This window comes from Pseudomonas sp. H1_F01 (assembly GCF_054681425.1).
In genome coordinates this window covers 2,027,210-2,053,625 of record NZ_CP162823.1, presented here as the reverse complement: position 1 = coordinate 2,053,625, position 26,416 = coordinate 2,027,210, and the positions used below count along the sequence as shown (strand labels likewise).

At 62.3% G+C, this 26,416-nt stretch carries 25 protein-coding genes and 1 pseudogene; 11 read left to right on the top strand and 15 right to left on the bottom strand.

All coding sequences use genetic code 11. From position 1 onward, the window contains the following. Positions 1-201 precede the first annotated feature (201 nt). Positions 202-963: an SDR family oxidoreductase gene (locus tag AB4O09_RS09445; protein WP_003204364.1), complete on the bottom strand. Its 762-nt coding sequence runs from the start codon at positions 961-963 to the stop codon at positions 202-204. Between the two features lie 226 nt (positions 964-1,189). Between AB4O09_RS09445 and AB4O09_RS09440 the strand changes: the two genes are divergently transcribed. Next, complete coding sequence (locus AB4O09_RS09440; protein WP_003204366.1) at positions 1,190-2,194, top strand: NADP-dependent oxidoreductase; 1,005 nt, start codon at positions 1,190-1,192, stop codon at positions 2,192-2,194. Positions 2,195-2,315: 121 nt separating this feature from the next. Here the strand turns inward: AB4O09_RS09440 and pyrF are convergent, their stop codons facing one another. Next, positions 2,316-3,014, bottom strand: coding sequence for an orotidine-5'-phosphate decarboxylase (gene pyrF / locus AB4O09_RS09435; protein ID WP_003204369.1), 699 nt, complete (start codon positions 3,012-3,014; stop codon positions 2,316-2,318). A gap of 289 nt (positions 3,015-3,303) precedes the next feature. Here pyrF and AB4O09_RS09430 point away from each other — a divergent pair, with 289 nt between their 5' ends. The 3 genes from AB4O09_RS09430 (at position 3,304) to xopAW (ending at position 6,081) form a co-directional block, all read left to right on the top strand. Then, on the top strand, positions 3,304-4,062 hold the full coding sequence (locus tag AB4O09_RS09430; protein WP_003204371.1) for a response regulator: 759 nt from the start codon (positions 3,304-3,306) through the stop codon (positions 4,060-4,062). Further along, on the top strand, positions 4,062-5,105 hold the full coding sequence (locus tag AB4O09_RS09425) for a sensor histidine kinase (RefSeq protein WP_003204373.1): 1,044 nt from the start codon (positions 4,062-4,064) through the stop codon (positions 5,103-5,105). The genes AB4O09_RS09430 and AB4O09_RS09425 overlap by 1 nt, the downstream gene beginning before the upstream one ends. Positions 5,106-5,241: 136 nt before the next feature. Beyond that, positions 5,242-6,081, top strand: coding sequence for an EF-hand domain-containing protein (gene xopAW, locus AB4O09_RS09420; RefSeq protein ID WP_013694024.1), 840 nt, complete (start codon positions 5,242-5,244; stop codon positions 6,079-6,081). Positions 6,082-6,168: 87 nt separating this feature from the next. Here the strand turns inward: xopAW and AB4O09_RS09415 are convergent, their stop codons facing one another. The 8 genes from AB4O09_RS09415 to AB4O09_RS09380 all read right to left on the bottom strand — a co-directional run bounded on the left by AB4O09_RS09415 (position 6,169) and on the right by AB4O09_RS09380 (position 12,484). Next, positions 6,169-7,206, bottom strand: a complete 1,038-nt coding sequence (locus AB4O09_RS09415; protein WP_003204378.1) for an AI-2E family transporter — start codon at positions 7,204-7,206, stop codon at positions 6,169-6,171. A 64-nt stretch (positions 7,207-7,270) separates the two neighbouring features. Then, positions 7,271-8,089 carry a DUF4892 domain-containing protein gene (locus tag AB4O09_RS09410; protein WP_003204380.1) on the bottom strand — a complete coding sequence of 273 codons (819 nt, stop codon included), beginning with the start codon at positions 8,087-8,089 and terminating at the stop codon, positions 7,271-7,273. Between the two features lie 129 nt (positions 8,090-8,218). Beyond that, positions 8,219-9,070: an alpha/beta hydrolase gene (locus AB4O09_RS09405; RefSeq protein WP_003204383.1), complete on the bottom strand. Its 852-nt coding sequence runs from the start codon at positions 9,068-9,070 to the stop codon at positions 8,219-8,221. Continuing rightward, positions 9,067-9,861 (bottom strand): alpha/beta fold hydrolase, encoded by a 795-nt coding sequence (locus AB4O09_RS09400; protein ID WP_003204386.1) that lies wholly within the window; start codon positions 9,859-9,861, stop codon positions 9,067-9,069. Before AB4O09_RS09400 ends, AB4O09_RS09405 begins: the two co-directional genes overlap by 4 nt. 274 nt (positions 9,862-10,135) lie before the next feature. Beyond that, positions 10,136-10,579, bottom strand: coding sequence for a hotdog fold thioesterase (locus AB4O09_RS09395; RefSeq protein ID WP_003204388.1), 444 nt, complete (start codon positions 10,577-10,579; stop codon positions 10,136-10,138). A 52-nt stretch (positions 10,580-10,631) separates the two neighbouring features. After that, a complete protein-coding gene (gene sixA / locus AB4O09_RS09390) occupies positions 10,632-11,084 on the bottom strand; it encodes a phosphohistidine phosphatase SixA (RefSeq protein ID WP_003204390.1) in 453 nt (150 codons plus the stop codon). Continuing rightward, entirely contained in the window at positions 11,081-11,428 is a 348-nt protein-coding gene (locus AB4O09_RS09385) for a DUF4389 domain-containing protein (protein ID WP_038856298.1), read from the bottom strand. Before AB4O09_RS09385 ends, sixA begins: the two co-directional genes overlap by 4 nt. 30 nt (positions 11,429-11,458) lie before the next feature. Continuing rightward, entirely contained in the window at positions 11,459-12,484 is a 1,026-nt protein-coding gene (locus tag AB4O09_RS09380; protein ID WP_003204394.1) for an NAD(P)H-dependent glycerol-3-phosphate dehydrogenase, read from the bottom strand. Positions 12,485-12,683: 199 nt separating this feature from the next. Here AB4O09_RS09380 and AB4O09_RS09375 point away from each other — a divergent pair, with 199 nt between their 5' ends. The 5 genes from AB4O09_RS09375 (at position 12,684) to fabB (ending at position 19,634) form a co-directional block, all read left to right on the top strand. Then, complete coding sequence (locus AB4O09_RS09375) at positions 12,684-14,807, top strand: TonB-dependent receptor plug domain-containing protein (RefSeq protein WP_003204396.1); 2,124 nt, start codon at positions 12,684-12,686, stop codon at positions 14,805-14,807. Beyond that, positions 14,808-15,740 (top strand): ABC transporter substrate-binding protein, encoded by a 933-nt coding sequence (locus AB4O09_RS09370; protein ID WP_003204397.1) that lies wholly within the window; start codon positions 14,808-14,810, stop codon positions 15,738-15,740. After that, entirely contained in the window at positions 15,737-17,638 is a 1,902-nt protein-coding gene (locus AB4O09_RS09365; protein WP_003204399.1) for an ATP-binding protein, read from the top strand. The genes AB4O09_RS09370 and AB4O09_RS09365 overlap by 4 nt, the downstream gene beginning before the upstream one ends. 248 nt (positions 17,639-17,886) lie before the next feature. Next, on the top strand, positions 17,887-18,402 hold the full coding sequence (gene fabA / locus AB4O09_RS09360; protein ID WP_003204400.1) for a 3-hydroxyacyl-[acyl-carrier-protein] dehydratase FabA: 516 nt from the start codon (positions 17,887-17,889) through the stop codon (positions 18,400-18,402). An 11-nt stretch (positions 18,403-18,413) separates the two neighbouring features. Continuing rightward, on the top strand, positions 18,414-19,634 hold the full coding sequence (fabB, locus tag AB4O09_RS09355; protein WP_013694028.1) for a beta-ketoacyl-ACP synthase I: 1,221 nt from the start codon (positions 18,414-18,416) through the stop codon (positions 19,632-19,634). Between the two features lie 117 nt (positions 19,635-19,751). On the opposite strand, the gene AB4O09_RS09350 is transcribed toward fabB, so the two are convergent. Continuing rightward, a complete protein-coding gene (locus tag AB4O09_RS09350; RefSeq protein WP_003204405.1) occupies positions 19,752-20,216 on the bottom strand; it encodes a DUF3859 domain-containing protein in 465 nt (154 codons plus the stop codon). Positions 20,217-20,352: 136 nt separating this feature from the next. Beyond that, a complete protein-coding gene (locus tag AB4O09_RS09345) occupies positions 20,353-21,369 on the bottom strand; it encodes an amidohydrolase family protein (protein WP_460108125.1) in 1,017 nt (338 codons plus the stop codon). Positions 21,370-21,495: 126 nt separating this feature from the next. Between AB4O09_RS09345 and AB4O09_RS09340 the strand changes: the two genes are divergently transcribed. Beyond that, on the top strand, positions 21,496-22,356 hold the full coding sequence (locus AB4O09_RS09340) for a pirin family protein (RefSeq protein WP_460108122.1): 861 nt from the start codon (positions 21,496-21,498) through the stop codon (positions 22,354-22,356). 141 nt (positions 22,357-22,497) lie between these two features. Here the strand turns inward: AB4O09_RS09340 and AB4O09_RS09335 are convergent, their stop codons facing one another. The 3 genes and pseudogenes from AB4O09_RS09335 to AB4O09_RS09325 form a co-directional block, all read right to left on the bottom strand. Beyond that, positions 22,498-23,226 carry a dienelactone hydrolase family protein gene (locus tag AB4O09_RS09335; RefSeq protein ID WP_039013693.1) on the bottom strand — a complete coding sequence of 243 codons (729 nt, stop codon included), beginning with the start codon at positions 23,224-23,226 and terminating at the stop codon, positions 22,498-22,500. A 69-nt stretch (positions 23,227-23,295) separates the two neighbouring features. Then, positions 23,296-25,200, bottom strand: coding sequence for a molecular chaperone HtpG (gene htpG / locus AB4O09_RS09330; protein WP_003204412.1), 1,905 nt, complete (start codon positions 25,198-25,200; stop codon positions 23,296-23,298). A gap of 87 nt (positions 25,201-25,287) precedes the next feature. Beyond that, positions 25,288-25,407: pseudogene (locus AB4O09_RS09325) on the bottom strand (PaaI family thioesterase); the annotation flags it as partial. Positions 25,408-25,525: 118 nt separating this feature from the next. Here AB4O09_RS09325 and AB4O09_RS09320 point away from each other — a divergent pair. Next, positions 25,526-26,413 (top strand): DMT family transporter, encoded by an 888-nt coding sequence (locus AB4O09_RS09320; protein WP_003204414.1) that lies wholly within the window; start codon positions 25,526-25,528, stop codon positions 26,411-26,413. Positions 26,414-26,416 lie beyond the last annotated feature (3 nt).

Sequence of the window (26,416 nt, the reverse complement as noted above, 5' to 3'; positions counted from 1 at the left end):
TAACCAAGCTCCTAAGCGTTTGTTTTATTTCCGGAAACAGTTAAGCACAGGCCGCTATGGGACGATGTACGACAACGTCGCCAAAACCGTCGATTCTCACCCTTTGAAACACATTGAGGGCCGTTCCGAGGTTTTTTCGGCCCTACACGAAAAAGCCCGCAACCAGTGCGGGCTTCGTCCTACAAGCTGAGGGACACGTCCTCAGAACGCCGTGACGCCGCCGTCCACCGCCAGGGAATGGCCCGTGGTGAAAGCCGCCCCGTCGCTGCACAAATACAGCACGGCGCTGGCGATTTCCTCGACTTTGCCGATACGTCCCACCGGGTGCATGGCGTTGGCGAACTCGCCTTTTTTCGGGTCCGCTTCATAGGCACGACGGAACATGTCGGTGTCGATCACCGCCGGACAGACTGCATTGACGCGAATCTTCTTCTTGGCGTATTCGATGGCGGCCGATTTGGTCAGGCCGATCACGGCATGCTTGGACGCCGCATAGATGCTCATCTTCGGCGCCGCCCCCAGGCCCGCCACCGAGGCCGTGTTGACGATCGCCCCGCCGCCTTGGGCCAACAGCAATGGCAACTGGTACTTCATGCACAGCCAGACGCCCTTCACATTGACCCCCATGATCGCGTCGAACTCATCAAGGGTACCGTCGGCCAGCTTGCCCTTCTCGATCTCGATCCCGGCGTTGTTGAAGGCGTAGTCAAGGCGACCGTAGGTCTTGATCACCTCGTCCATCAGCTGCTGCACATCGGTTTCCAGCGTCACGTTGCAGCGCACGAACACCGCTTCGCCGCCCGAATCACGAATCGACTGTACCGTGCCCTCGCCGCCCGCCACGTCCAGGTCGGCCACCACCACCTTCAGGCCCTCTGCCGCGAACGCCAAGGCAGTGGCCCTGCCGATGCCAGCGGCGGCGCCGGTAACCACGGCGACCTGTCCGGAAAACGTCATGCTCATTGTCTGTTCCTCGAAGAATGCGGGAGATGCCGCCAGTCTAGTCACAGGTCCCGAGGACGCGGCAGCACTATCCAACTGCCGTTTGAGCACTCATGGGCGCCAGTGATAAGCCCCCCAGGCGAACTATCACTGTGTTGGATCGAACTGCATTCGCTGTACCAGCAAACCTTGCGACAAATGCTTCGAAGGTCTATCAACAAGGCTTCATTCATCTTGAGTGCCCACCATGACTGCCCAGACCAATCGCCAGTTCCTGCTCGCCAAACGCCCGGTAGGCGCGGCGACCCGCGAGACTTTCACCTATCAGCAAGTACCGGTCGGCGAACCGGCAGCCGGCCAGATCCTGGTGAAAAACGAATACCTGTCGCTGGACCCGGCCATGCGCGGCTGGATGAACGAGGGCAAGTCCTATATACCGCCGGTCGGCATCGGCGAGGTGATGCGCGCATTGGGTGTCGGCCAGGTAATTGCCTCGAACAACCCGGGGTTCGCGGTCGGGGACTACGTAAACGGTGCGTTGGGGGTGCAGGATTATTTCCTCGGCGAGCCAAGAGGTTTCTACAAGGTCGATCCGAAACTGGCTCCGCTGCCACGTTATTTGTCCGCCCTGGGCATGACGGGCATGACCGCCTATTTCGCCCTGCTGGACGTCGGCGCGCCCAAGGCTGGCGAGACCGTGGTGCTCTCAGGGGCCGCCGGTGCGGTGGGCAGCATCGCCGGGCAGATCGCCAAGATAAAAGGCTGTCGCGTGGTGGGCATCGCCGGTGGAGCCGACAAATGCAAGTTCCTGGTCGATGAACTGGGTTTCGACGGCGCCATCGACTACAAGAACGAAGACGTCCACGCCGGCCTCAAGCGCGAATGCCCCAAGGGCGTGGACGTGTATTTCGATAACGTCGGCGGCGACATCCTGGATGCCGTGCTCAGCCGCTTGAACCTCAAGGCCCGCGTGGTGATTTGCGGCGCCATCAGCCAGTACAACAACAAGGAAGCGGTGAAAGGCCCCGCCAACTACCTGTCGCTGCTGGTCAACCGGGCGCGCATGGAGGGCTTCGTGGTCATGGACTACGCCGCGCAGTTCGCCGCCGCCGGGCAGGAAATGGCCGGCTGGATGGCCAAGGGGCAGCTCAAGAGCAAGGAAGACATTGTCGAAGGGCTGGAGACATTCCCCGAGACACTGACCAAATTGTTCAGTGGGGAGAACTTCGGGAAGTTGGTATTGAAGGTCTGACACAAAACAACTGTGGGAGCGAGCTTGCTCGCGATGGGGCCGTGTCAGTCAACATTGATATGACTGACATACCGCTATCGCGAGCAAGCTCGCTCCCACATTGGGGATCTTCGGTGTTTGGTCAGGCCAGTTCGGCCACGACCGCCGCCAGCGCCTTGGCCGGGTCGGCGGCCTGGCTGATCGGGCGACCGATCACCAGGTAATCGGCACCGGCGTCCAGCGCCTGGCGTGGGGTCAGGATGCGACGTTGGTCGTCCTGGGCACTGCCCGCCGGACGAATCCCCGGGGTCACCAGTTGCAGCGACGGGTGAGCCGCCTTCAGGGCGCTGGCCTCCAGGGCCGAACAGACCAGACCGTCCAGGCCGGCCTTCTCCGCCAGCGCCGCCAACCGCAGCACCTGCTCCTGGGGCTCGACGTCCAGGCCGATCCCGGCCAGATCCTCGCGCTCCATGCTGGTCAGCACGGTCACGCCGATCAGCAACGGTTTCGGGCCGCTGCGCTGATCCAGCACTTCACGGCAGGCCGCCATCATGCGCAGGCCACCGGAGCAATGCACGTTGACCATCCACACACCCATCTCCGCAGCCGCCTTGACGGCCATGGCGGTGGTGTTGGGAATATCGTGGAACTTCAGGTCCAGGAACACTTCGAATCCCTTGTCGCGCAGGGTCCCGACAATTTCCGAAGCGCAACTGGTGAACAGTTCCTTGCCGACTTTGACCCGGCAAAGCTTGGGGTCCAACTGGTCGGCCAGCTTCAGGGCGGCGTCACGGGTGGGAAAATCCAGGGCGACGATGATGGGCGTCTGGCAGGCGGACATGAGCGGGCTCTCAGGCAAGTCGAAATCGGCGCGCATTGTAGCGGAACGAGCGCCCGTGCGGGACCCGATGATCGGTAAATCTCATCGTCCCCCTGCAGCATGGACGATACCGGCCTTTGTGTCGAAGCCGATACACTCATGACATGCGTACAACACGTCCACACGCTACCGTCCGCCGCCGCAACCCGTCCTTTCAGCGCTTCACGCCTCACGGCACGAAGCCTATGCTGAGGGCTCAACCTCGCCGCCTACTTTGCGGTTGGCAGCCTACCTGGCAGATGATGCATCCATGCAGAACACCCCTGTTGCAAATTCTGACGATCAAAAAGTGCTCGACGATGACAAGCGCTGGAACACCCGCGCGCTGATCGTCGATGACGACGTGCCGATCCGCGAGCTGCTGATCGACTACCTGGCCCGCTTCAGCATAAGGGCTAGCGGCGTGACCGATGGCGCGGCCATGCGCCAGGCGATGCAGGCCGAACACTTCGACGTGATCGTGCTCGACCTGATGCTGCCGGGTGAAGATGGCTTGCAGTTGTGCCGCTGGCTGCGCGCCGAATCGGACATCCCGATCCTGATGCTCACCGCCCGCTGCGAGCCCACCGACCGCATCATCGGCCTGGAGCTGGGCGCCGATGACTACATGGCCAAGCCGTTCGAACCCAGGGAGCTGGTGGCGCGTATCCAGACCATCCTGCGTCGAGTGCGCGACGACCGCAGCGAGCAGCGGGCCAATATCCGTTTCGACAACTGGCGGCTCAACAGCGTACTGCGCCAACTGATCTCCGCCGATGGGCTGGTGGTGCCGCTGTCCAATGCCGAGTTCCGCCTGTTGTGGGTCTTCATCGAACGGCCGCGCCGAGTGCTCAGCCGCGAACAACTGCTGGACGCCGCTCGCGGGCGCTCCATCGAGGCCTTCGACCGCAGCATCGACCTGCTTGTATCACGCCTGCGCCAGAAGCTGGGCGACGACCCCAAGGCCCCGCAACTGATCAAGACCGTGCGCGGTGAGGGCTACTTGTTCGACGCGCGGGACATCGGTTGATGCAACTGCGCCTCGACTCCCTGTTCGGCCGCCTGTTTGGCGTGCTGTTGCTGGCGATTGTCCTGGCGCATCTGTTGGCGTTTGCCTGGTTTTCTCACTACGACAGACCGCCTCCCGGGCCACCGCCGCAATTTTCCCGACAAGCCGAAGGCCCCCCGCGCTTCGGCCCGCCCCCTAATCGTCCTGCGCGGCCCTGGTTCGGCGGCCCGGTGGTGCCGCTGACCTTTCAATTCGTGTTCCTGATCGTCGCGGCCTGGTATGGCGCCAAGCTCCTGACCCGACCCATCCAGCGCCTGAGCGATGCAGCCGAGCGCCTGAGCGAAAACCTCGACAGCCCGCCGCTGGATGAAAACGGCCCCCGTGAAGCGCGACAGGCGGCCCATACGTTCAACCTGATGCAGCAACGGATTCTCGAGCAGGTGCAGCAGCGTTCGCGCATGCTCGGCGCGGTGTCCCATGACCTGCGCACGCCGCTTTCGCGGCTCAAGCTGCGCCTGGAGCAGATCGATGACATCAAGCTGCAAGGCCAGATGCGCCAGGACCTGGACGATATGATCGGCATGCTCGATGCCACCCTCACCTACTTGCACGAACAACGCACCAGTGAAGCGCTGCAATGGATGGACGTGCAGGCCTTGGTGGAATCGTTGAGCGAAAACGCCCAGGACCAGGGCGCCGATGTGCAGGTCAGCGGCACCTGCGCGCCGCTGCAGGTGCAACCGATGGCGTTGCGTTCGTGCCTCAACAACCTCATCGACAATGCCCTGCGCTACGCCGGCCATGCCTTGATTAGCCTGGAAGACCAACATAAGCAGGTGCTGATTCGAGTCATCGACCATGGTCCCGGTATCGCGGCGGACAAACGCGAGGCGGTGTTCGAACCGTTCTTTCGCCTGGAAGGCTCGCGCAACCGCAACTCCGGCGGCGTCGGACTGGGCATGACCATCGCCCGGGAAGCCACCGAACGCCTGGGCGGGCAATTGATCCTGGAAGAGACGCCAGGGGGCGGGTTGACGGCGGTGATCAGCCTGCCTCGTCTCTAAGCCCTCTTATCTCCCCTGTGGGAGCGAACGCTGTGTATTTCTCTCGGTACAAACCCCACATACCCACGACAACTACCCCGCCGAGGCTGCATAAGCCGGTGCACTCACCGGCTATCCCAGCCCAAGGAGAGCGCCCATGATTGGTAGCGTCAGCAGTTACTCGACCTATACCAGCACCAGCAGTACCGCAACCAGCAGTGCCCGCAGCCAGCAGTTTCAAAAGGAACTGCTGAACAAGCTCGACAGTGACGGCGACGGTTCGGTCAATCAGGAAGAGTTGAGCACCGCCCTGTCGCAAAAAAGCGACGACGGCATCCTGGTCAGCCTGAGCGACAATTTTGGCGACCTGGACAGTGACGGCAGTGGTGACCTGAGCAGCGAGGAAATGGCCGCAATGGCGCCGCCCCCTCCTCCACCACGCGACCAGGCACCGAGTACCGAACTGGCCGATGCGCTGCTCAGCGTCCTGGACACCGACGGTGATGGCGTGGTCAGCAGCGATGAGTTGAGCAACGGCCTGGCCAGCACGGACAGCGATGCCGACAGCCAGCAAGTGTTCTCGGCGTTGGACAAGAATGAAGACGGCACTGTCAGCCTCGACGAACTCGCCGCCAGCCTTGCGCCACCGCCACCACCGCAACAGGCCTCCAGTGAAGAGTTGTTCAGCCAGCTCGATGCCGATGGCGACGCCACCGTCACCGCCAGCGAACTGAGCAGCGCCTTGCAGGCCAGCAACGGTACGTCCACGAGCACCGACACCAGCGCGATGCTGATGGAAGCACTCGACAGCGACAGCAGCGGTGGCGTCAGCAGCGACGAATTCAACAACGCCTTGCAGGCCGGTCGCCGCAGCGACAGCTCCACCGAACAGGCCAATGTCAGCGAGGCGTTGAACAGAATGATCGCCAACCTCAGCCGGCAATACTCGCTGGATAACGTCGCCACTGTAGGGAAACACCTGAACGTGGCGACCTGATTCACCGGCAAGCCTGGATTGAAACTCACTTGTGGCGAGGGGATTTATCCCCTCGCCACAAAGGTTTGTGCTTGCCTCTGGGGTGGGTTACCGCGCCTGGCTCTTGCTCCAGTCCGTCAACAGGCTATACGCCACCGCCAGCAGGGTCGGGCCGATGAACAGGCCGATGAAACCGAAGGCGATCAACCCGCCGAACACCCCCAGCAGCACGATGACCAGGGGCAGGTTTCCGCCACGGCTGATCAGGTACGGCTTGAGCACGTTGTCCACGCCACTGATGATGAACGTGCCCCAGATGCCAAGAAACACCGCCATCCCGTACTCACCCTTCCACGCCAGCCACGCCGTGGCAGGGATCCACACCAGCGGTGGCCCCATGGGGATCAGGCTCAACAGGAACGTGACGATACCCAGTACCAGCGCCCCCGGGACCCCGGCGATCAGGAAGCCGATCAGCGCCAGCACGGCCTGGGCTGCCGCAGTGCCAATCACGCCGTTGACCACCCGTTGCACCGTACCGGCCACCAGTTCGATGTAGTAACCGGCGCGGTCGCCGATCAGACGCTCCAGCAACCCGTGGACGAACACCGCCAGGCGCGGGCCGTCGCGATAGAAAAAGAACACGAACACGATGCTCAGGGTCAGTTCGAGTATGCCGCCACCGATCTGCGCACTGCGGGCCAGCAGCCAGTTGCCGACCTGTCCCAGGTAAGGCCTGGCGGACACCATCAGCGCGGCCCCCTGCTGGTCGATGCTGTTCCAGATGCCGACCAGCCGTTCGCCCACCAGCGGTACACCGGCCAACCAGGTCGGGGCTTCGGGCAGGCCGTCGACCTGTGCGTCCTTGATGAATGCGGTGGCATCGCGCACATGGTCGGCCAGGTTGAAACCCAGCCACACCAGCGGCACCGCCACCAGCAGCATCCAACCCACCGTCAGCAACGCCGCCGCCAGGGATTCGCGGCCATTGACCCAGCGGGTCAGCAGGCGCATCAGCGGCCAACTGGCGAACGCCAGCACCGCGCCCCAGAACAGCGCCGACCAGAACGGCGCCATGACCCAGAGGCTTGCACCGAACAACACCAGGAGCAGGATCTGCACCAACAGCCGATCGTTATTGATCATGTAGGGTCTCGAAAAAATGAACAGGAGCGAGGCAACGGCGTGAAAGCCGCCGCCCCGAAACAGCTTAGCGCAGCAACTCCAGATGCAATCCCGCCGCCTCGCCGCTGGCGGCCTCCATGCGCGCCGCCCGAACGCCCTGGCCCGCCAGAGCCTCAAGCCAATCCTCGGCCCGGGGCCCGGCGATACTGACCCGCAAGCCCGTGTCCAGGTTCAGCGCCCGGGACAACAGGCGCAACCAGGTATCGTCCGGCTCACCGGCAAGACGCGGCAAATCCAGGACCCCTGTGTCCTTGAGCTGGCGCAGCAGCGTGGCCGACGTCGGCAACAGGTCCCCCAGCGCTGCGCTCGCCTCGAACTGCTCGACATGCAGGTAGGCCTTGCGATTGCCGCGGGTGATGGCATACAGCGCAATCAGTGTGTTGTCCGTCGGTGGCGCCAGGCGCAGCAGCAGGAAGGCCTGGCCGTTGTCGGCGCCATAGAGCTTGGAGTTGCCGAAGACGTCGTTGGCCCACAGGCTGCTTTCGCCGCAATCGCGGGCCTGACACCAGAACAACAGCTCGGCGCCCTGTTTCTGCAACGCTTCGCGCGCTGCGGTAAAGGCCTGGGTGGCGGAATGTTCCGGCGGCAGTTCGTAGGTGACCGACGTGACGTTCCCACGGGCATCGACCTGGCCGTCGAAGCGCAGCTGGCCGCTGATCTTGCGGATCGAGCCCATGGGGTAGACGCGTTCCAGGTCGCTGGTCTGCCGGTAATCGACAATCTGCGCGTCGGGCATGCGCGGCACACGCTCCAGGTCGCGACTGCCTGGCACATCGGCGGCGAACGACGCCGGGCTGAAGCAGGCCAGCACCAGCAGGACGAGTGAGTGAACGGATAATTTCATCGGGTCGGCTTGGCCTGGGACGCTTGGACGCAACGGGCGTCGTCGATGCACCGCGAGGCTGATAAACAGAGGTCTGTCATGGTTGTCTCCCTTTCAACCCGCCCAGCCTCGACAGTTGCCCGCCGCAAGTCAAGGAACGGTGAAGAACCGATTGAAACAGTCTGCTACAAGCGTGGCACCGACCTCGTCGTTCAGGTGTAGATGATGGCCGCCGGGCAACTGCTCATGACTGAAGGGTAGACGCTCCAGCAACGCCGGGTGCTGGGCCAGCATGCCGTCGGCCGCCACCACCAGATGCGCCGGACAAGCGACCCGCGCCACGAACGCCATGGCCTGTTCATCGGTCAGGCGCAAAGGCGATGGCAAGGTCAGGCGGTTGTCGGTGCGCCAGGTATAGCCCCCGGGCACCGGCATCAGGCCACGCTGGGCCAACAGTTCAGCGGCCTCGCGGCTGACCGCCACCAGCCCCTTCATCCGCGCTTCGATGGCCCGCTCCAGGGTTTTGTAGACCGGCTTGCGTTTCTGCTGCAGATCCAACTGGGCTTGCAGGGCCATGCCCATGCGCTCGGCCGCGTTATCGCCTTTGGCTGTCGGAGGAATCACCCCGTCGATCAGCCCCAGGTGCGTCACCCGCTCCGGCAAGGAGCCGGCCAGCACCAGCGAGACAATGGCGCCCATGGAATGCCCCAACAGAGCGAAACGCTTCAAGCCCAGTTGTTCGGCGACTTGCAGCACATCGTGGGCATAGTCCCAGAGGGCATAACCGGCACCGGGCGGCCGATGCCCGGAGTGACCGTGGCCGGCCATGTCCAGGGCAATCACCCGCAGGCCCTCGAGCCTGGGCGCCAGGCGGGCGAAGCTGTTGGCGTTGTCCAGCCAACCATGCAGGGCAATTACCGGCAGTCCGTCTTCCGGCCCGAACAGGTGGGCCGCCAGTTCGATGTGCGGCAAGCTCAGGCGGACTTCCTCGACCACACTCATGCGCTGCGCCCTTCCCAACGCTGGAACAGGTTCTTGAGCAGGTTGGCCGTGTCCTGTGGACGTTCGAGGGGGAACATATGGCCGCCGGGCATGCTCAGGGATTCGCCATGGAGCATGCGCCCCACCGAACGGGTGTGATGACGCATCACCACGCGACTCTGCCGGCCGCGCACCACGGCCAGCGGCACCTTGAGCTTGCGGGGCCGTCCGGGGCTGGTGTGCGGCACGCCGCGGTAAATGCTGATTTCGGTGGCAGGGTCAAAGCGCAGTCGCAGCCGGTCGCCGACTTGTTGCAGGCCGTGTTGCAGGTAGGCGTCGAAGCAATCCGGGTCAAAGCCGCGGAACAGGGTCTTGCCGGCAAAATACTGCCGGGCGGACTCCAGGTCAGCGAACTCCTCACGCCGACCCAGGGTCCGGCCCGCGGGTGTCAGGCGGTCGATGAAGCCCAGGCGCTTGGCGGCCAGGATCACCCACTGGTCGGTACGGGTCAGCACCGGCGAATCGAGCATGACCACGCCGCGATACAACTGGGGGCAGCGCAACGCCGCGTGCAGGTGCAGCACGCCGCCCAGGGAGTGACCAACGCCCCACACCGGCGCCGGTTGCAGCTCCAGGTGATGAATCAGTTCGTCCACCAGGTTGTGCCAGTTATCGTCCACCGGGAAACGCGGGTCATGACCGTGCAACTCCAGATGCGCGACCTGGTACTGCGGCGCCAGCGCGGCGAACAGTTTGCCGTAGGTGGCCGAGGGAAAACCGTTGGCGTGGGCGAAAAAAATCTGTTGCGACATGACAGCCGATCCATTGGGGGAACTGGGGCAGATTGTCCGCAGAACCCGACGGCACGGCAATGACCGTAACTGACAGGAATGATGACAGTCGGGCTTGGGCTATGGGGCTATCAAGCGGTAAGCACTGCCCCATGTGGCGAGGAGACTTGTGGGAGCAAGGCTCGCCCGCGATGCAGACGCTGGGGTGGATCAGGTGTTGCGCGTCGACGCCATCGCGGGCAAGCCTTCTCCCACAGGAAATCACCCCATGACAGGATTGCGTCCAGCTAGAACATCAACGCGCCGGCGGTTGCTCGCCCAGCGGCACCACGGCCATGGTCAGGCGCGACACGCAGTTGACCTTGCCCTCGTCATTGACCAGGCGAATGTCCCAGACCTGGGTGGTGCGGCCCAGGTGGACCATCCGGGCCGTGGCGGTCACCCGTCCGCTGCGCACGCCGCGCAGATGGTTGGCGTTGATCTCCAGGCCCACGCAATAGAACTTGCTGGCATCGACACAGAGATAGGCCGCCATGGACCCGACCGTTTCGGCCAACACCACCGAAGCACCGCCATGCAGCAGGCCGAACGGCTGGTGAGTGCGATGATCGACCACCATGCTGGCGGTCAGGGATTCGTCGTCGAACGACTCGAAACGAATGTCCAGCACTTCACTGATGGTGTTTTTACCGGCGGCGTTCAGTTGCTCGATGTTGGGGGTGGTGCGCCACAGACTCATCGTTGCCCTTCCTGTGTGATTGTTGTTTTACCCAGTCCTGCAATCGATCTGCTCAGGGATGCCTGATCCCTTTGAGCTTCATCGCCCCGGCCAGCGGCATGTCGCCTTCCAGCTCGGCCAGGCCGGCGGTTTGCACTTGCTCGGGGTGCTGCAGATGGCCGTGCTGCAGAAAGCCTAGCAAGCTGCCCACCAAGGGGTTATGACTGACCAGCAGCACATTGTCCTGGTCCTCGAGGCGCTCCAGGACTTTTTGCGGCCGGGTGTCCGGAGTGAGCCAGTTCACCGTGATCAGCTCAGGCTGAAAACCCAGCGCTTCGCGCACCAGTTGTGCGGTCTGTTGGGCGCGCAAGTAGGGACTTGCGTAAATGGCGGCCAGGGGCTGGCCGATCAATTGCGCGGCACTGCGCAACACTTCCTCGCGACCGTGAGCCGTCAGGGCCCGCTCCGGATCCGGACGGGCACCGTACGGCTCCGCCTCACCATGACGCAACACCCACAACTTCATAGCTTCGGCTCCTCGTCCCGGGCGGGATGCGGGGCCGGCGCCACGGTGTGAGGTGCTTCACCTTCCGGCGTGCGCGGGGTCGGCCAGTCCGCGAACGGCCAGGGTTTCTGGTCGCTGTGAAAGGTGCCGAAACGACCGATCTGGGCCAGGAACTGGCTCAGGCTGTCGCCGAAACTCATCAGGCTGGCACTGGGTGCGCCGTAGATCAGCCGATAGATCAACTGCACCAGCACCACGGCGCCGAGGATGAATTGCGCCACCTGCCAGACCAGCAGGTAAATCACCATCCACAGCACACGCAGCAGGATGGATTCGTATTGGGGTTGCCCTTGCGGATCGTTCATGGCTCGCTCCTGCTTGCGGTCAATAAAGGTTCAGTTGAAACCGCTGGTGGAAATGAAATCGACATCGGTCTTCGGTTCGCCACGCATCAACAGCTCGATCACCTGTTCGAGCGTGCGCCCTTCAAACAGGATCGCGTGCAACCCGGCGACCAGTGGCATGTACACCCCCGCCTCCTGGGACTTGGCCTTGAGCACCTTGAGGGTATTGACCCCTTCGGCCACTTCACCCAGGCGCGACACGGCCTCGTCGAGGCTCAAGCCTTGGCCGAGGGCAAAACCGACCTGGTAGTTGCGGCTCTTGGGCGAGGAACAGGTGACGATCAGGTCGCCCACGCCGGCCAACCCCAGGAAGGTCATCGGATTGGCGCCCTGACTGACGGCAAAGCGGGTCATTTCCGCCAGCGCACGGGTGATCAGCATGCTCTTGGTGTTCTCGCCCATGCCCAGCGCCACCGCCATGCCGGCGATGATGGCATAGACGTTCTTCAACGCCCCGCCCAGCTCCACACCGAAACGGTCGGCACTGGCGTAGACCCGGAAGGTACGGCCATGCAGTGCCGCCTGGACCCGCTGGCACAGCTCCTCATCCTCACTGGCGACCACCGTAGCGGTCAGCGCATGCTCAGCGATTTCCCGCGCCAGGTTCGGCCCGGAGATCACACCGATCCGAGCCTTGGGCGCGATTTCTTCGAGAATCTCGCTCATCAGCTTGAAGGTCTTGGCTTCGATGCCCTTGGTCAGGCTCACCAACAGCTTGCCGCTCAAGCGTTCCGCGTAGGGCGCCAGCACCGAACGCAAGGCGCTGGACGGCAAGGCGACGAAGAACAGGTCGCTGCCCTCCAGGGTTGCCTGCAAGTCAGTCACCGGTTCCACTTCCGGGCGGATCTTGATGCCCTTGAGGTAACGCGGGTTCTCGCGATTGACCCGGATGGCCTCGGCCTGCTCCGGGTCACGCATCCACTGGCGCACCGGGTGACCATTCTCGGCCAGCAGGTTAGCCACGGCGGTGCCGAAACTCCCGCCTCCCAGGACCGCAATCGGGCGCTGTTCAGTCATATGCAATCCGTTCATCCATACCAAGTGGCAATGCGGGGCATTATACGGAGCGGCCAGAGCGCGACCAGCCCCGGCAACAATTACCACCAGTTGTAGGAAGCTGACCATCAATTCCTAGGAAAATGCTGTCAACGCGAATGGAAAAGTCGTTCAGCTCGGTTAACATGCCCGCCATCCACCCTATCTCAAAGGCTGTGCCGTGTCCGTTGGCCCTTCCCGTCCAGGTTCGTCCCTGCTATTGGCACTGATCATCAGCCCGCCAGTGCTGGGCGACGACCTGTTCGTGGACAGCCAGCCCATGCCCCAGGTGCTGACGGCCACGCGCCTCAAGCAATCACCAGCGGCAGTGCCAGGCAGCATGACCGTGCTCGACAGCGAGTTGATCAAGGCCAGCGGCGCCCGCGATATCAGCGAACTGCTGCGCCTGGTGCCGGGCATGATGGTCGGCAACATCAGCGGCAACCAGGCTGCCGTGAACTACCATGGCACCAACGCCAGCGAAGCCCGCCGCATGCAAGTGCTGATCGACGGCCGCTCGGTATACCGCGCCGGCCTGGCCACGGTGGACTGGAGCGATATTCCGGTGGCTATGGAGGACATCGAGCGGATCGAAGTCTTCCGCGGCCCCAACACCGTCAGCTACGGCGCCAATGCGCTGATGGCGGTGGTCAATATCATCACCCGCGCCCCGGCCGACAGCCATGGCACCCGGCTGAAAATCACCCGTGGCCAGCGTGGCATAAGCGACTGGTACGCCAGCCAGGGCAGCGGCTGGGACGGCGGCGACCTGCGGCTGTCGCTGTCCGGCCAGGAAGACGATGGCTTTGACAGCGACCGCAACGGCGCCGATTACCGCGACAGCCGCCGCCTGAACCGCTTCAACCTGTCCGTCAGCCAGACGTTGGACGAGCAGCAAAGTATCGATTGGCAATTGAGCGCCAAGGACGGGACCAATCAGCGGCCCTATACCTACCATCCGGTGTTTGCCGGGATTACCGCCGCTGGGGATAACTCCGACGTCATCGCCAAGGACTACGCCGGCTCACTGCGCTGGAACCTGGACCTGGACCCCAACCACAGTCTTTATGTACAGGGCTCGATCCAGCACTGGGATCGCCAGCAGACCTGGCGCGCATGCGACGCCGAGGTGTCCTTCAGCCCGCAACTGACCGACCTGTGGCAGCTCAACCCCAACTATGCCGAGAAGCTGGCACGCAATATCCCCAGCTACATCAACAGCGGCGCGCCAGCCGGCACGCCACAGGAACAAACGTTGGCCAATCAGGTGCTCGACCAGTGGCGCAACGGCGCCTCGCAAACCCTGTGCGGCGATATCGACCAAAGCGCCCGGGAATCGCGCTACGACCTGGAGATCCAGGACACCCTGAGCCTGTCCGACAGCCTGCGACTGGTCACCGGCGCCAACTATCGCTATGACCGGGCCGACTCGGAGACCTACTTCAACGGCACCCTGGACGACACCACGTGGCGCCTGTTCGGCCAGCTCGAATGGCGGGCCACCGAACATTGGTTGTTGCAGGGCGGCGCGATGTTCGAAGACACCCGCCTGACCGGCAGCTCGCTGACCCCACGGGTCGCGGTCAACTACCTGATCACCCCGCGCCACGGCCTGCGGGCGGTGTACTCCGAAGCCGTGCGCTCCCCGGACATGTTCGAGAACAACGTCAACTGGAGCTATCAGGTCACCAACCTGCAACCCGCCGCCTTCGGCCAGAACAGCGCCCGTTACTTCGTCCGGACCCGCGGCCCGGGCAACCTGGAGCAAGAGCACATGCGCTCCCGGGAACTGGGCTACAACGGTTATTTCGTGGACCTGGGGCTGGCGGTCGATGTGAAACTGTTCCATGACGAAATCACCGGCATGATCAGCGAACCGTTGCGCAACAATCAGTACATCGCCAGCAACAGCAACGAATCGCAATTCTCCGGGGCCGAAACCCAGTTCGACTGGCGCTTGACCAGCACCGACCGCCTGCGCCTGACCTATGCCTATGTCGACGCCCAGGCCAGCAACCCCCTCGACGAACAACTGACCGCCCGCAACAGCGGTTCGGCCGGCTGGCTACGGGACTGGGGCCAAGGCTGGAACAGTGCGTTGTTCTATTACGCCGCCGACGCCCTCAATGGCTATCGCTACGAACGGATGGACACCCGCCTCGCCCGGCGCATTCCCCTGGGCAAGGCCAGCCTGGAACTGGCGGGGGTCCTGCAGCAACGCCTGGATAACCAGCCCACCACCTTTATCGACAACCGCTACGACTCCCGCCATGTCGTGTACTTCAGCGCGGAGTTGTCCTTCTAGATGTCCCGACGCCCACCGCGCAAGACGCCATTTCATGGCCGCCTGACGCTAGCCCTATGCCTGGCGTTTGCCGGTTGGCTGGCGACCATCGAGGCCCGGGCCGCCGAGATCCTGCTGACCGGCGCCGAGGACAGCCCCGGCGTGCAATCTTTTACCCAGGCCCTGAAAACCCTGCGCCCCGAAGACAGCGTGCGGTTCACGCCGCTGGCCAACCTGCCAGCGCCAGACAAGTTGCCGGGCAATGTCCGCCTGGTCCTGCTTGACCTGCCCAGCCTCGACTGGCGCCTGCAAGACGCCCGGGGGCCGGCCACCCTGGTGCTGCGCATCAGCCGCCAGCAAGCCCGCGATCGCCTGGGCGAAGCAACGCCTGCGCACCTGAGCCTGCTGTGGAGCGATCCACCGATGGCGCGGCAATTGCGGCTGATTCGCACCATCCTGCCGCAGGTGCGACGGGTCGGCGTGCTCTACGACACCCACAGCGAATTCCTGCTCAAGGACATTCAACAGGCCGCGGCACCGCTGGGCCTGGCCATCGTCAGCGAACGCTGGGACGACACCAACGACAGCCGTCCCCTGCAAAACCTGCTGGGCCAGAGCGACGTGCTGCTGGGTCTCGATGACCCCGACTTGTACAACCCCAAGACCGTGAAGAACCTGTTGCTCAGCAGCTACGCCCGGCAACGCGCCCTGATCGGGCCCAGCGCCGCGTTCGTCAAGGCCGGCAGCCTGGCCAGCACCTATAGCGACCAACAAGACTGGCTGGCGATTCTCGACGAGCTGCTCGACCGCCCCGCCACCACCTGGCCGCGCACCCTCTATCCGGACCGTTTCAAGGTCCTGGGCAACCGGCAAGTCTCCCGCTCACTGGGGATCGAACCGATTGATGCCGAATCCGTCGCGGCAACGTTGGCCGAAGGAGAACACCGCCCATGACCTTGCGTCGCCGTTGGGACATCAACACCCGAACCCAGCTCATCGCCCTCGGCCCGGCATTGTTGCTGACCGTGCTGCTGATCAGTTTCTTTACCTTCGTGCGGATCCAGGACTTGCGCCAGGAACTCAATCACACCGGGCAACTGATCGCCAACCAACTGGCCCCTGCCACGGAATACGGGGTGATTTCCGGCAACAAAGAAGTGTTGGAAAGCCTGCTCACCGCCACCCTGGCAACCCCGCACGTGCGCTTCCTGGAGGTCCAGGACAGCACCGACAAGGTCCTGGTGTACGTCGAACAACCCGAGCAAACCCGCAGCCGTGCCCAACAGGTCGAAGTCTTCCAGGCCCCGGTGCGCCTGCAGCGCATCGCCCTGAACAATGACTTCCTGCAGGGCAACAGCCCATCCGTGGAGGCCTCCGGCGAAGATTACCTGGGCCGCGTGATCGTCGGCATGTCCAGTGACGCCTTCAGTCAGCGGCAGCAGGAAATCCTGTTCAAGGCCGCGATCCTGGCGCTGTTCGCCCTGCTGTTCACCTTCCTGGTGGCACGCCGGCTGGCGACCAACCTGTCCCGGCCGATCCGCGATATCGGCAACGCGGTCAAGGCCATCCAGCAAGGCGACTACAGCACCCCGCTACCCATCGTCGACGACGCCGAACTGGGGGCCTTGTCGCGGCACATCAACAACCTGGCCGATGGTTTGGGGCAAGCCAGCCGCGAACAGCACCAGGCCATGGCACAGTTGATCAAGACCCGCGAAGAAGCGGAAAAAGCCAACAGCGCCAAGTCCGAATTCCTGGCGATGATGAGCCATGAACTGCGCACGCCCATGAACGGCGTACTGGGCATGCTGCAGTTGTTGGAAACCACCCGCATGACCGACGAGCAGCACGAGTACACGGCGTTGGCCTCGGAATCCACCGAACACCTGCTGAAGGTGATCAACGACATCCTCGATTTCTCGCGCATCGAACGCTCGGCCCTGGAGCTGGAGCACATCCCGTTCAACCTGGCAGAGCTGGTGAGCAGTTGCGCGCAGTCGTTCCAGCACAGCGCCGCGCAGCGCAAGCTGGGCCTGGACCTGCTGGTCCCGGACGACATGCAGGCCTTGCAGGTCCAGGGCGATCCGACGCGGATACGGCAGATCCTGGTCAACCTGATCGGCAATGCACTGAAATTCACCGAGCAAGGTCGTGTCACCGTGCAATGCCAGTGGCAGGCCCTGGACCACGAACTGCTGTGGTTCACCTGCACAGTGCGCGACAGTGGCATCGGTATCCCGGCAGAGAGCCTGGAGCGCATGTTCGACGCCTTCCAGCAGGCCGACAATTCGATCTCCCGGCGCTACGGCGGCACCGGCCTGGGCCTGCCGATCGCCCGTACCCTGGCCGAGCGCATGGGCGGGACGCTGCGGGCCCAGAGCGAAGAAGGCCAGGGCTCGGTGTTCACCCTCGAAATCCCGCTGGCCCTGTCGCGCCAGACACCACCGATCCTGGCGCCGCGCCTGCCGGTTGGCAGCGGCGATGGCGAAGGCCGCAACGTGTTGCTGGTGGAAGACAATCCGGTCAACCAGACGGTGGTCGAAGCCATGCTGCGCAGCCTCGGCTTCACCGTCAGCATCGCCACCGATGGCGCCCAAGCTGTACGCAGCGCCGAAAGCCTGATTTTCGAAGCGATCCTCATGGATTGCCGATTGCCCATCATCGATGGCTACGAAGCCACGCGGCAGATCCGTCAGTTGCCAGGCTGCGGCGAGGTGCCGATCATCGCCCTGACGGCCAACGCCTTGCAGGGTGACCGCGAAGCCTGCCTCGCGGCGGGCATGAACGATTACCTGGCCAAGCCGTTCAAAAGGAACGACCTGCAGCAGATTCTGCAGCGCTGGGTGAACTAGAACAGGTCACTGGACCATCTGTGACTGGCGTGAAAGGCGAAAGTGCGGCAGTCTTAGGCACCCGAACAAGCCTCGATTGGGGCTTGAATAAAAATTTCAGTGCACAGGTGTACATTCATTTCCCGTGTGCTGTGACTTTCACTACAACGCAATAGTCTATGAGTAGGCTGTCGACTCGAGGCATGAACGCTTCGATCGGCCGGGAAGATTTGCCCCACCCTGCCGCATGGGACTATTGAGGAGCTCGCATGACCAAACAAAACGCCTTTACCCGGGAAGATCTGCTGCGCTGCAGTCGCGGTGAGCTGTTCGGCCCAGGTAACGCGCAACTGCCCGCCCCGAACATGCTGATGGTGGATCGCATCACCCATATCAGCGAAGAGGGTGGCAAGTACGGCAAAGGTGAATTGGTCGCCGAGCTGGATATCACTCCGGACCTGTGGTTCTTCGCCTGCCACTTCGAAGGTGATCCGGTGATGCCGGGCTGCCTGGGCCTGGACGCCATGTGGCAACTGGTCGGTTTCTTCCTCGGCTGGCAAGGCCTGCCGGGTCGCGGTCGCGCCCTGGGTTCGGGCGAAGTGAAGTTCTTTGGTCAGGTCCTCCCGACCGCCAAGAAAATCACCTATAACATTCATATCAAACGCGTCCTCAAGGGCAAGCTGAACATGGCCATTGCCGATGGTTCGGTTGCCGTGGATGGTCGCGAGATCTACACCGCCGAAGGCCTTCGGGTCGGCGTTTTCACCTCCACTGACAACTTCTAAGGGTTATCCGCATGCGCCGCGTCGTTATCACTGGTCTGGGCATCGTTTCGTGCCTGGGCAATGACAAAGAGACCGTCTCCGCTAACCTGCGTGCAAGTCGCCCTGGCATCCGGTTCAACCCGGAATATGCCGAAATGGGTCTGCGTAGCCAGGTTTCCGGCTCCATTGACCTTCCCCTCGAAGAGCTGATCGATCGCAAGATCTACCGTTTCGTCGGCCACGCGGCGGCTTACGCCTACCTGGCCATGAAGGACGCCATCGCTGACTCCGGGCTGACCGAAGAGCAGGTTTCCAACCCGCGCACCGGCCTGATCGCCGGTTCCGGTGGCGCCTCCACCTTGAACCAGATGGAAGCGCTGGACATCCTGCGCGAGAAAGGCGTCAAGCGCGTTGGCCCATACCGCGTCACGCGGACCATGAGCAGCACGGTTTCCGCCTGCCTGGCCACGCCGTTCAAGATCAAGGGCCTGAACTACTCCATCGCCTCTGCCTGCGCCACCAGTGCCCACTGCATTGGCAACGCCATGGAACAGATCCAGATGGGCAAGCAGGACGTCGTGTTCGCTGGCGGCGGTGAAGAAGAACATTGGAGCCAATCGTTCCTGTTCGACGCCATGGGCGCCCTGTCCAGCAAGCGCAACGACACGCCGGAAAAAGCTTCCCGTGCCTACGATGCCGACCGTGACGGTTTCGTCATTGCCGGCGGCGGTGGCATGGTGGTGGTCGAGGAGCTGGAACACGCCCTGGCCCGTGGCGCCAAGATCTACGCGGAAATCGTCGGCTACGGCGCCACTTCCGACGGCTACGACATGGTCGCCCCAAGTGGCGAAGGCGCCATCCGTTGCATGCAGATGGCCATGTCCACCGTTGACGCACCGATCGACTACCTGAACACCCACGGCACCTCGACCCCGGTCGGCGACGTCGCGGAAATGAAAGGTGTGCGCGAAGTGTTCGGCGGCAATGCCCCGGCCATCAGCTCCACCAAGAGCCTGTCGGGTCACTCCCTGGGCGCCGCCGGCGTTCACGAAGCGATCTACTGCATGCTGATGATGGAAGGCAACTTCATGGCCGGTTCGGCCAACATCGACGAGCTGGACCCAGAAGTAGCCGACCTGCCAATCCTGACCAAGACTCGCGAAAACGCCACCATCAATACCGTGATGAGCAACAGCTTCGGCTTCGGCGGCACCAACGCCACCCTGGTACTGAAGCGCTGGCAGGGCAAGTAAGCCCCGCCGCTACGCCGCACACAAAAACGCCCCGACTGGTTCGGGGCGTTTTTTTTGCCTGGCGAATATGCCTGAGTTCATTGTGGGAGCGAGCTCGCTCCCACAGTGTTCCCTCAATCAGCGCACGACAAACCGCTGCTGCGCCAGCAGCCGATCACCCTGGAACACCATGAACCGCCACTCCCCCGGCACCACTTCGTGGCTTTCGGTGAATTCGTAGGCCATGACATCCTGGGGCGCGCCGGGCACCAGTTTCTGGATGACCTCGAACTTGTCGTGGCGCACGCCATCAGGGGTGCGGATGCCGGGGGTGAAGTACAACAGGGTCAACGGCTGGTCATCCGCGACCTTGCCGGCCAACTGGTAGCGCATGCCGAACTTGGTACCCAGCTTCGCCGGCACGCTCTCGGTCTGGCGGATCTGCTCGTTGCCGCGCCGCAGGACCCGCTCTCCCGATTGCAGCTCGGCTTGCGGCCCTTCGAAAACACCGTACTCCACCGGGCCTTCGACACGGACTTCGGCCTGTGCCAGGCCGCAGGTCAACAACAGCGCGACCAGTGCGCTTGAACGGGTGAGGTGCATAGTGCGCTCCTTGATTGAGATGAGCGCGAGGGTATGACGCGGGAGTGACAGGCTGATGACAAAGCGATGTTGCTCTGTGGGAGCAAAGCTTGCTCGCGATGCAGGCACCTCGTTTCCCCGAGAACCGGCGTCGTCTTCATCGCGGGCAAGCCTTGCTCCCACACAACACCGCCAGAAAGTTATCCCGCGCTACCTTCCGCGCCACGTCTTGCGGCAAGGCATCGAGGAACGGATCGAAGCTGCGCAGCTCCTTGCCCAACCTGTCGAACCGCCCGACGACATCCGAGCCCACCATGAAGCGCTCAGGAAAGCGCTCCACCAGCGTTACCCACTCATCCCGGGGCTTACCCGCCTCGTCCAGCAAGTACGGCGTGAGCACGCTCCAGGAAAGGTCTATGTACAGATTGGGATAGGCCTCGAGCATGCGGGTCAGGGTCGGCAACAGAAAATCCAAGCGGGTCTGGTGGCGATGGATTTCCATGCTGGTACCGGCGTGGGCCCAGATGAAGCGCGTGTGCGGATGATTGCGCAACGGCTCCTCGATTTCTGCCAGGTACAGCGGATTTTTCTCACGCTTGGAAGTGATGTTGGAATGCAGCATCACCGGCAGGTCGTTCTCGGCCGCCAGGTGATAGATCCGCGTCATGGCTTCGTTGTTGGCCCGTGGGGTGTCGCCTGAGGTCAGCGCCGTCAGATCGTCATGGCGGGTGAAGGCCTCGCCGATGCCTTGCCACAAACCCGGGTAGAGATCGAGCATGCGCTGGATATGGGCGGCGGAGTTCTTGTCGTTGGGATTGAAGCCCGACAGGAATGGATGAAAGTGCCGACGCTGCTCGTCGGTCAGCTTGCTCACCGCCGCGGCGACAATCACGTCGGTGGCGCTGTACCAATAGGCATCCGCATCGTCACCGGCGTAATAGCGTGGACGCTTGGGCTCGTCCTCATGCCATTTCTTGGCCACCGGCACACCGGAAATCATCACATGCTCAATGCGATTGTCCGCCATCGCCTGGAGCAACTTGGGCATGCCGGCGGTTTCCTGGAAGAAATCGACGTAATGCAGGTGTGCATCGCTGTAGGCATATTCGCGAGCCACGGCGCCGCTGCTGGAAACGACCAGTAGCCAGGCGCAGATCAAACGGGTCAGGGGCACGGGCAGTCTCCAGAAGCCTTGAAGAGCGTAGACCCCAACCGTCCCGCCGGGGTTCAAGGCGTATCTGCCGCGTCTGCCGGCGACGGGTTATGCTTCGTGCAACCGTTGTTCAACCTGGAAGACAACATGACCACTCCCCTGACCGTTCGCCCCCGCGCCGAAGATGTCGAAGGCCAGCCGATTCTTCGCCCACTGCCGTCCGCCAAATGCCGCAGCGTCGGGCCTTTCGTGTTCTTCGATCACATGCTGCAAACCACCTACCCGGCCGGGAGAGGCATGAATATCCGCCAGCATCCGCATATCGGCCTGTCCACCCTCACCTACCTGTTCGAAGGAAAACTCCAGCACAAGGACAGCCTGGGTTCCGACCAGGTGGTGGACGCCGGAGATGTCAGCTGGATGACCGCCGGCAGCGCCATCGCCCACGTCGAGCGCACCCCCGAGTCATTGCTGGGCAGCGCGTTCGTCATGCACGGATTGCAAGTCTGGCTGGCCTCGCCCAAGGCCCATGAACAAGGCCCCGGGCACTACAGCTATCACCCGGCACAGAGCCTGCCGGTCAGCGAGAACCTGGGGGTCAGCATCCGGATGATCGCCGGGTCAGGCTTTTGCCTGGAATCGCCGGTGCCGGTGCTGTCGCCGACGCTGTATGCCGAATTGAACCTGCAGACCGCGACGACCTTGTTGATTCCCAACGAGCATGCAGAGCGAGCCCTGTATGTGCTGAGCGGCGAGGCCTTATTGGATGGCGAGCCGGTAGAAGCCCGTTCCCTGGTGATCTTGCCGACAGGGGAAGAAATGACGCTGTTTGCCGACAGTGACTGCCACGCCGTGCTATTCGGCGGTGCGCCCCTGGACGGGCCGCGACGGATCAACTGGAACTTCGTCTCCAGCGACCCGGCCCGGATCGATGAAGCCCGCCGGCGCTGGGCGGCTGGGGACTGGCCGACGGTGCCGGGGGAAAGCGAGCGGATCGAATTGCCCTAGATTCAAGGTTGCCTGTCAGGCAGTCATCGCGAGCAAGCTCGCTCCCACACTGGATCGGTGTCGTTCGCAAGTGCTGCGACCCCCCCGGTCAAATGTGGGAGCGAGCTTGCTCGCGATGGTTTTGTATCAAACGCCCCAATCTCAGCCCCTGAACACTTCATCCAACAAGTTATGCATCGACCGGAACGCCCGCCCAGCCACCTTGGCGTTGTACATCATCTTGCCCGGCACATTGGCCTGCGGGTCGGTGAACGAATGCACCGCACCGCCGTAGCTCAGCAGTTGCCAATCCACCCCGGCGGCGTCCATTTCATCTTCGAAGGCCGGTAGCTGCTCTTTCGGCACCAGCGGGTCCGAGGCGCCATGCATGACCAACACCGCGCCCTTGATGTTCTGCGCATCGGCCGGGTTCGGTGTATCCAGGGTGCCGTGGAAGGAAATCGCCGCCTTCAGCGGTGCGCCGCTGCGGGCCAGTTCCAGGGCGCAGCAACCCCCGAAGCAAAAGCCGAACGTGGCCAGCCTGGAAGCGTCGACCTGCGCTTCGCCCTGGCTCTGCAGTTGCTCGAGCGCCGCCTGCATGCGCTTGCGCAACAACGCCCGGTCGTTCTTGAGGGGCATCATCGCCGCCCCCGCCTCATCGGCATTGCTCGGGCGGACCGTCTGCCCGTAGAGGTCGGCGATCAACACCACATAACCGTTGGCCGCCACCGATCTGGCGATGTCCTCGGCCCCCGCCCCTACGCCCATCCAATTCGGCGCCATCAGCAACCCCGGGCGCGAGCCCTGTTGGCTGACGTCGAAGGCCAGGCGGCCTTCATAGGTTTGACCTTCGATCTGATAGACCAGCGAACGAACCGTAACCTGACTCATGACGGACTCCTTTTTGACTGAACACCAGAAATGAAAAAACCCGCCGAAGCGGGTTTTTCCTGCACTTGTTTAAGCTGACAGTTCAACCAGCAGCTTGTTCAGGCGACGCACATACGCCGCCGGGTCCTTCAGGCTGTCGCCAGCCGCCAGGGCCGCTTGGTCGAACAGGATGTGCGACAGATCGCCGAAACGCTCTTCGCTCTGCTCGTTGTCGAGTTTTTCCACCAGCGGGTGCGCCGGGTTGAATTCGAAGATCGGCTTGGAGTCCGGGACTTTCTGGCCGCTGGCTTCGAGGATCTGGCGCATTTGCAGGCCCAGGTCCTGCTCACCGATGGCCAGGATCGCCGGGGAATCGGTCAGGCGGTGCGAGACACGCACTTCGCTGACAGCATCGCCCAGGGCCGTCTTGATCCGCTCGACCAGGCCTTCCTTGCTCTTGGCGACTTCTTCGGCGGCTTTCTTGTCTTCTTCCGAATCCAGATTGCCGAGGTCCAGGTCACCACGGGCCACGTCGACAAAGCTCTTGCCGTCGAACTCGTTGAGGTAGCTCATCAGCCACTCGTCGATGCGGTCGGTCAGCAGCAGCACTTCGATGCCTTTCTTGCGGAAGACTTCCAGGTGCGGGCTGTTCTTGACCTGTGCATAAGTTTCACCGGTCAGGTAGTAGATCTTGTCCTGACCTTCCTTGGCGCGAGCCAGGTAATCGGCCAGGCCAACGATCTGCTCGCCATCATCACCTTGGGTCGACGCAAAGCGCAGCAGGCCGGCGATCTTCTCTTTGTTGGCGAAGTCCTCGGCCGGGCCTTCTTTCATCACCTGGCCGAAGTTTTTCCAGAAGCTCTTGTACTGCTCGGGCTCGTTCTTCGCCAGTTTTTCCAGCATGTCCAGCACGCGCTTGGTCAGTGCCGACTTCATGGAATCGATGATCGGATCTTTCTGCAGGATTTCCCGCGAAACGTTCAGCGACAAATCGTTGGAGTCCACCACACCCTTGATGAAGCGCAGGTACAGCGGCAGGAACGATTCGGCCTGGTCCATCACGAACACGCGCTGCACGTACAGCTTCAGGCCGCGTGGCGCTTCGCGCTGGTACAGGTCGAACGGTGCACGGGCCGGCACGTACAGCAGCGAGTTGTACTCCAGCTTGCCTTCGACCTTGTTATGGCTCCAGCTCAGCGGGTTCTCGAAGTCGTGGGCGATGTGCTTGTAGAACTCCTGGTATTCCTCGTCTTTCACCTCGGTGCGCGGACGGGTCCACAAGGCACTGGCGCGGTTGACGGTTTCCCATTCCACTTCAGGCTTTTCTTCGCCTTCGGCAGCGGTGACTTCCTTCGGCAGCTCGATCGGCAGCGCGATGTGGTCGGAGTACTTCTTGATGATGTTGCGCAAGCGCCAGCCATCGGCGAACTCGTCTTCACCGGACTTGAGGTGCAGCACGATGCGGGTACCGCGATCAGCCTTGTCGATAGTGGCGACTTCAAACTCGCCCTCGCCCTTGGACGACCAGTGCACGCCTTCGCTCGCAGCGAGGCCGGCACGGCGACTGAACACTTCGACCTGGTCGGCAACGATGAACGCGGAATAGAAACCGACGCCGAACTGGCCGATCAGGTGGGAATCTTTCTTCTGGTCGCCGGACAGGTTCTTCATGAAATCGGCAGTGCCAGACTTGGCGATAGTGCCCAGGTGCGTGATCACCTCTTCGCGGCTCATGCCGATGCCGTTGTCTTCGAGGGTGACGGTTTTCGCGTCCTTGTCGAAGCTCACACGGATTTTCAGCTCAGCGCCGCCTTCCAGCAATTCAGGCTTGGAAAGGGCTTCGAAACGTAATTTGTCGACAGCGTCAGAGGCGTTCGAAATCAACTCGCGAAGGAAAATTTCCTTATTGGAATACAGCGAGTGAATCATCAGGTGAAGCAGTTGCTTCACCTCGGTCTGGAAGCCCAGGGTTTCCTTTTGAGTTTCCACGCTCATGGTCATCAAACTCCAAGTGGATGGTGGTGTCCGCCTCGCTGAGATTGGCGGCGGGATGTCCTCAAGGTGGGGGCAACGCTGATGATTTCAAGGGCGATCCGGTTTTGACGGCTCCTGGATCTTGAAATGCGCCTGGGCAGTGGCGATGGGTTCGGCCTCGACGTCTTGCCAGTTGGTGATTGCGACGTTGGCCACCCGCCTCTGGCACCTGGCCGGGTACTGATGGAAATGTGTTGCGAAGAAATTGCCTGAGCCACGGATAATCGCTGCTTTAATACCCGACGGCGGTTCACGAAGAACAATGGCCGAGTAAAAAGGAGCATCAATGCATCAGGTAAAGCTGCCATCAGGTGGAGCATTATGGATGGCAGCAAGCCTGCTTTCATTCATAGGCATGGCTGTCGCGGCCCGAGAGCTTTCCAAGTTCATGTCGATCTTCGAGATCCTGTTTTTCAGGTCCTTGGTCGGACTGATCATTATTTTTCCGGTTATTTACCAACAGCGCGCCAAGCTCAAACAAGCCCGTGACCTGGGCCTGCAGATTGGCAGGAACGCGGTTCACTTCGCCGGACAATATGCCTGGACCATTGGCGTGGCATCGCTTCCGTTGGTCAAGGTCTTTGCCCTGGAGTTCACCACGCCGATATGGGTTTCCCTCCTGGCGTTTTTATTCTTGAAGGAAAAACTCTCCACCGCCAGGGTATTCGGCGCCATCGGCGGTTTCCTGGGCGTCCTGGTCGTTCTAAGGCCCGGCCTTGATAGCATCGAACCCGCCGCGTTTATCGTTCTTCTGGCCGCCATGGGCTATGCAACATCCATCATCATGGTGAAAAAACTGACGTTGACCAGCAGTCCCGCCATCATCGTGATCTGGATGGTGCTTCTACAATTGCCCTTGGGCCTTGGCCTGTCCCTGGCACAATGGCGTACCCCTACGCTTGCCTGCATCCCCTGGATCCTGCTGTTGGGCATAACAGGTTTAAGTGCGCACTTCGCCATGGCCAAGGCGCTCAGCGTCATGGAAGCCTCCATTGCCATCCCGATTGATTTTTTCAGGGTGCCGCTCATTGCCGTCGTTGGTTTTTTTCTCTACGGCGAGCCTCTCGAAATCTGGGTACTGGTCGGCGCAGTGATTATCTTCGCCTCAAACTATCTGACCTTCCGGGTCGAACAAAAGAACATGCCATCATCAACTTCACCGAGCTCTGAGTGATCA

Bases quoted from the DNA above. Each gene is read 5' to 3' on its own strand.
- AB4O09_RS09335 (WP_039013693.1), bottom strand. From the start codon at position 23,226: ATGAGTCAGGTTACGGTTCGTTCGCTGGTCTATCAGATCGAAGGTCAA.
- htpG (WP_003204412.1), bottom strand. From the start codon at position 25,200: ATGAGCGTGGAAACTCAAAAGGAAACCCTGGGCTTCCAGACCGAGGTG.
- AB4O09_RS09385 (WP_038856298.1), bottom strand. From the start codon at position 11,428: ATGAACGATCCGCAAGGGCAACCCCAATACGAATCCATCCTGCTGCGT.
- AB4O09_RS09365 (WP_003204399.1), top strand. From the start codon at position 15,737: ATGACCTTGCGTCGCCGTTGGGACATCAACACCCGAACCCAGCTCATC.
- AB4O09_RS09410 (WP_003204380.1), bottom strand. From the start codon at position 8,089: ATGAAATTATCCGTTCACTCACTCGTCCTGCTGGTGCTGGCCTGCTTC.
- AB4O09_RS09405 (WP_003204383.1), bottom strand. From the start codon at position 9,070: ATGAGTGTGGTCGAGGAAGTCCGCCTGAGCTTGCCGCACATCGAACTG.
- fabB (WP_013694028.1), top strand. From the start codon at position 18,414: ATGCGCCGCGTCGTTATCACTGGTCTGGGCATCGTTTCGTGCCTGGGC.
- AB4O09_RS09425 (WP_003204373.1), top strand. From the start codon at position 4,062: ATGCAACTGCGCCTCGACTCCCTGTTCGGCCGCCTGTTTGGCGTGCTG.
- AB4O09_RS09350 (WP_003204405.1), bottom strand. From the start codon at position 20,216: ATGCACCTCACCCGTTCAAGCGCACTGGTCGCGCTGTTGTTGACCTGC.
- AB4O09_RS09380 (WP_003204394.1), bottom strand. From the start codon at position 12,484: ATGACTGAACAGCGCCCGATTGCGGTCCTGGGAGGCGGGAGTTTCGGC.
- pyrF (WP_003204369.1), bottom strand. From the start codon at position 3,014: ATGTCCGCCTGCCAGACGCCCATCATCGTCGCCCTGGATTTTCCCACC.
- sixA (WP_003204390.1), bottom strand. From the start codon at position 11,084: ATGAAGTTGTGGGTGTTGCGTCATGGTGAGGCGGAGCCGTACGGTGCC.
- AB4O09_RS09320 (WP_003204414.1), top strand. From the start codon at position 25,526: ATGCATCAGGTAAAGCTGCCATCAGGTGGAGCATTATGGATGGCAGCA.
- fabA (WP_003204400.1), top strand. From the start codon at position 17,887: ATGACCAAACAAAACGCCTTTACCCGGGAAGATCTGCTGCGCTGCAGT.
- AB4O09_RS09395 (WP_003204388.1), bottom strand. From the start codon at position 10,579: ATGAGTCTGTGGCGCACCACCCCCAACATCGAGCAACTGAACGCCGCC.
- xopAW (WP_013694024.1), top strand. From the start codon at position 5,242: ATGATTGGTAGCGTCAGCAGTTACTCGACCTATACCAGCACCAGCAGT.
- AB4O09_RS09430 (WP_003204371.1), top strand. From the start codon at position 3,304: ATGCAGAACACCCCTGTTGCAAATTCTGACGATCAAAAAGTGCTCGAC.
- AB4O09_RS09400 (WP_003204386.1), bottom strand. From the start codon at position 9,861: ATGTCGCAACAGATTTTTTTCGCCCACGCCAACGGTTTTCCCTCGGCC.
- AB4O09_RS09340 (WP_460108122.1), top strand. From the start codon at position 21,496: ATGACCACTCCCCTGACCGTTCGCCCCCGCGCCGAAGATGTCGAAGGC.
- AB4O09_RS09440 (WP_003204366.1), top strand. From the start codon at position 1,190: ATGACTGCCCAGACCAATCGCCAGTTCCTGCTCGCCAAACGCCCGGTA.
- AB4O09_RS09445 (WP_003204364.1), bottom strand. From the start codon at position 963: ATGAGCATGACGTTTTCCGGACAGGTCGCCGTGGTTACCGGCGCCGCC.
- AB4O09_RS09370 (WP_003204397.1), top strand. From the start codon at position 14,808: ATGTCCCGACGCCCACCGCGCAAGACGCCATTTCATGGCCGCCTGACG.
- AB4O09_RS09415 (WP_003204378.1), bottom strand. From the start codon at position 7,206: ATGATCAATAACGATCGGCTGTTGGTGCAGATCCTGCTCCTGGTGTTG.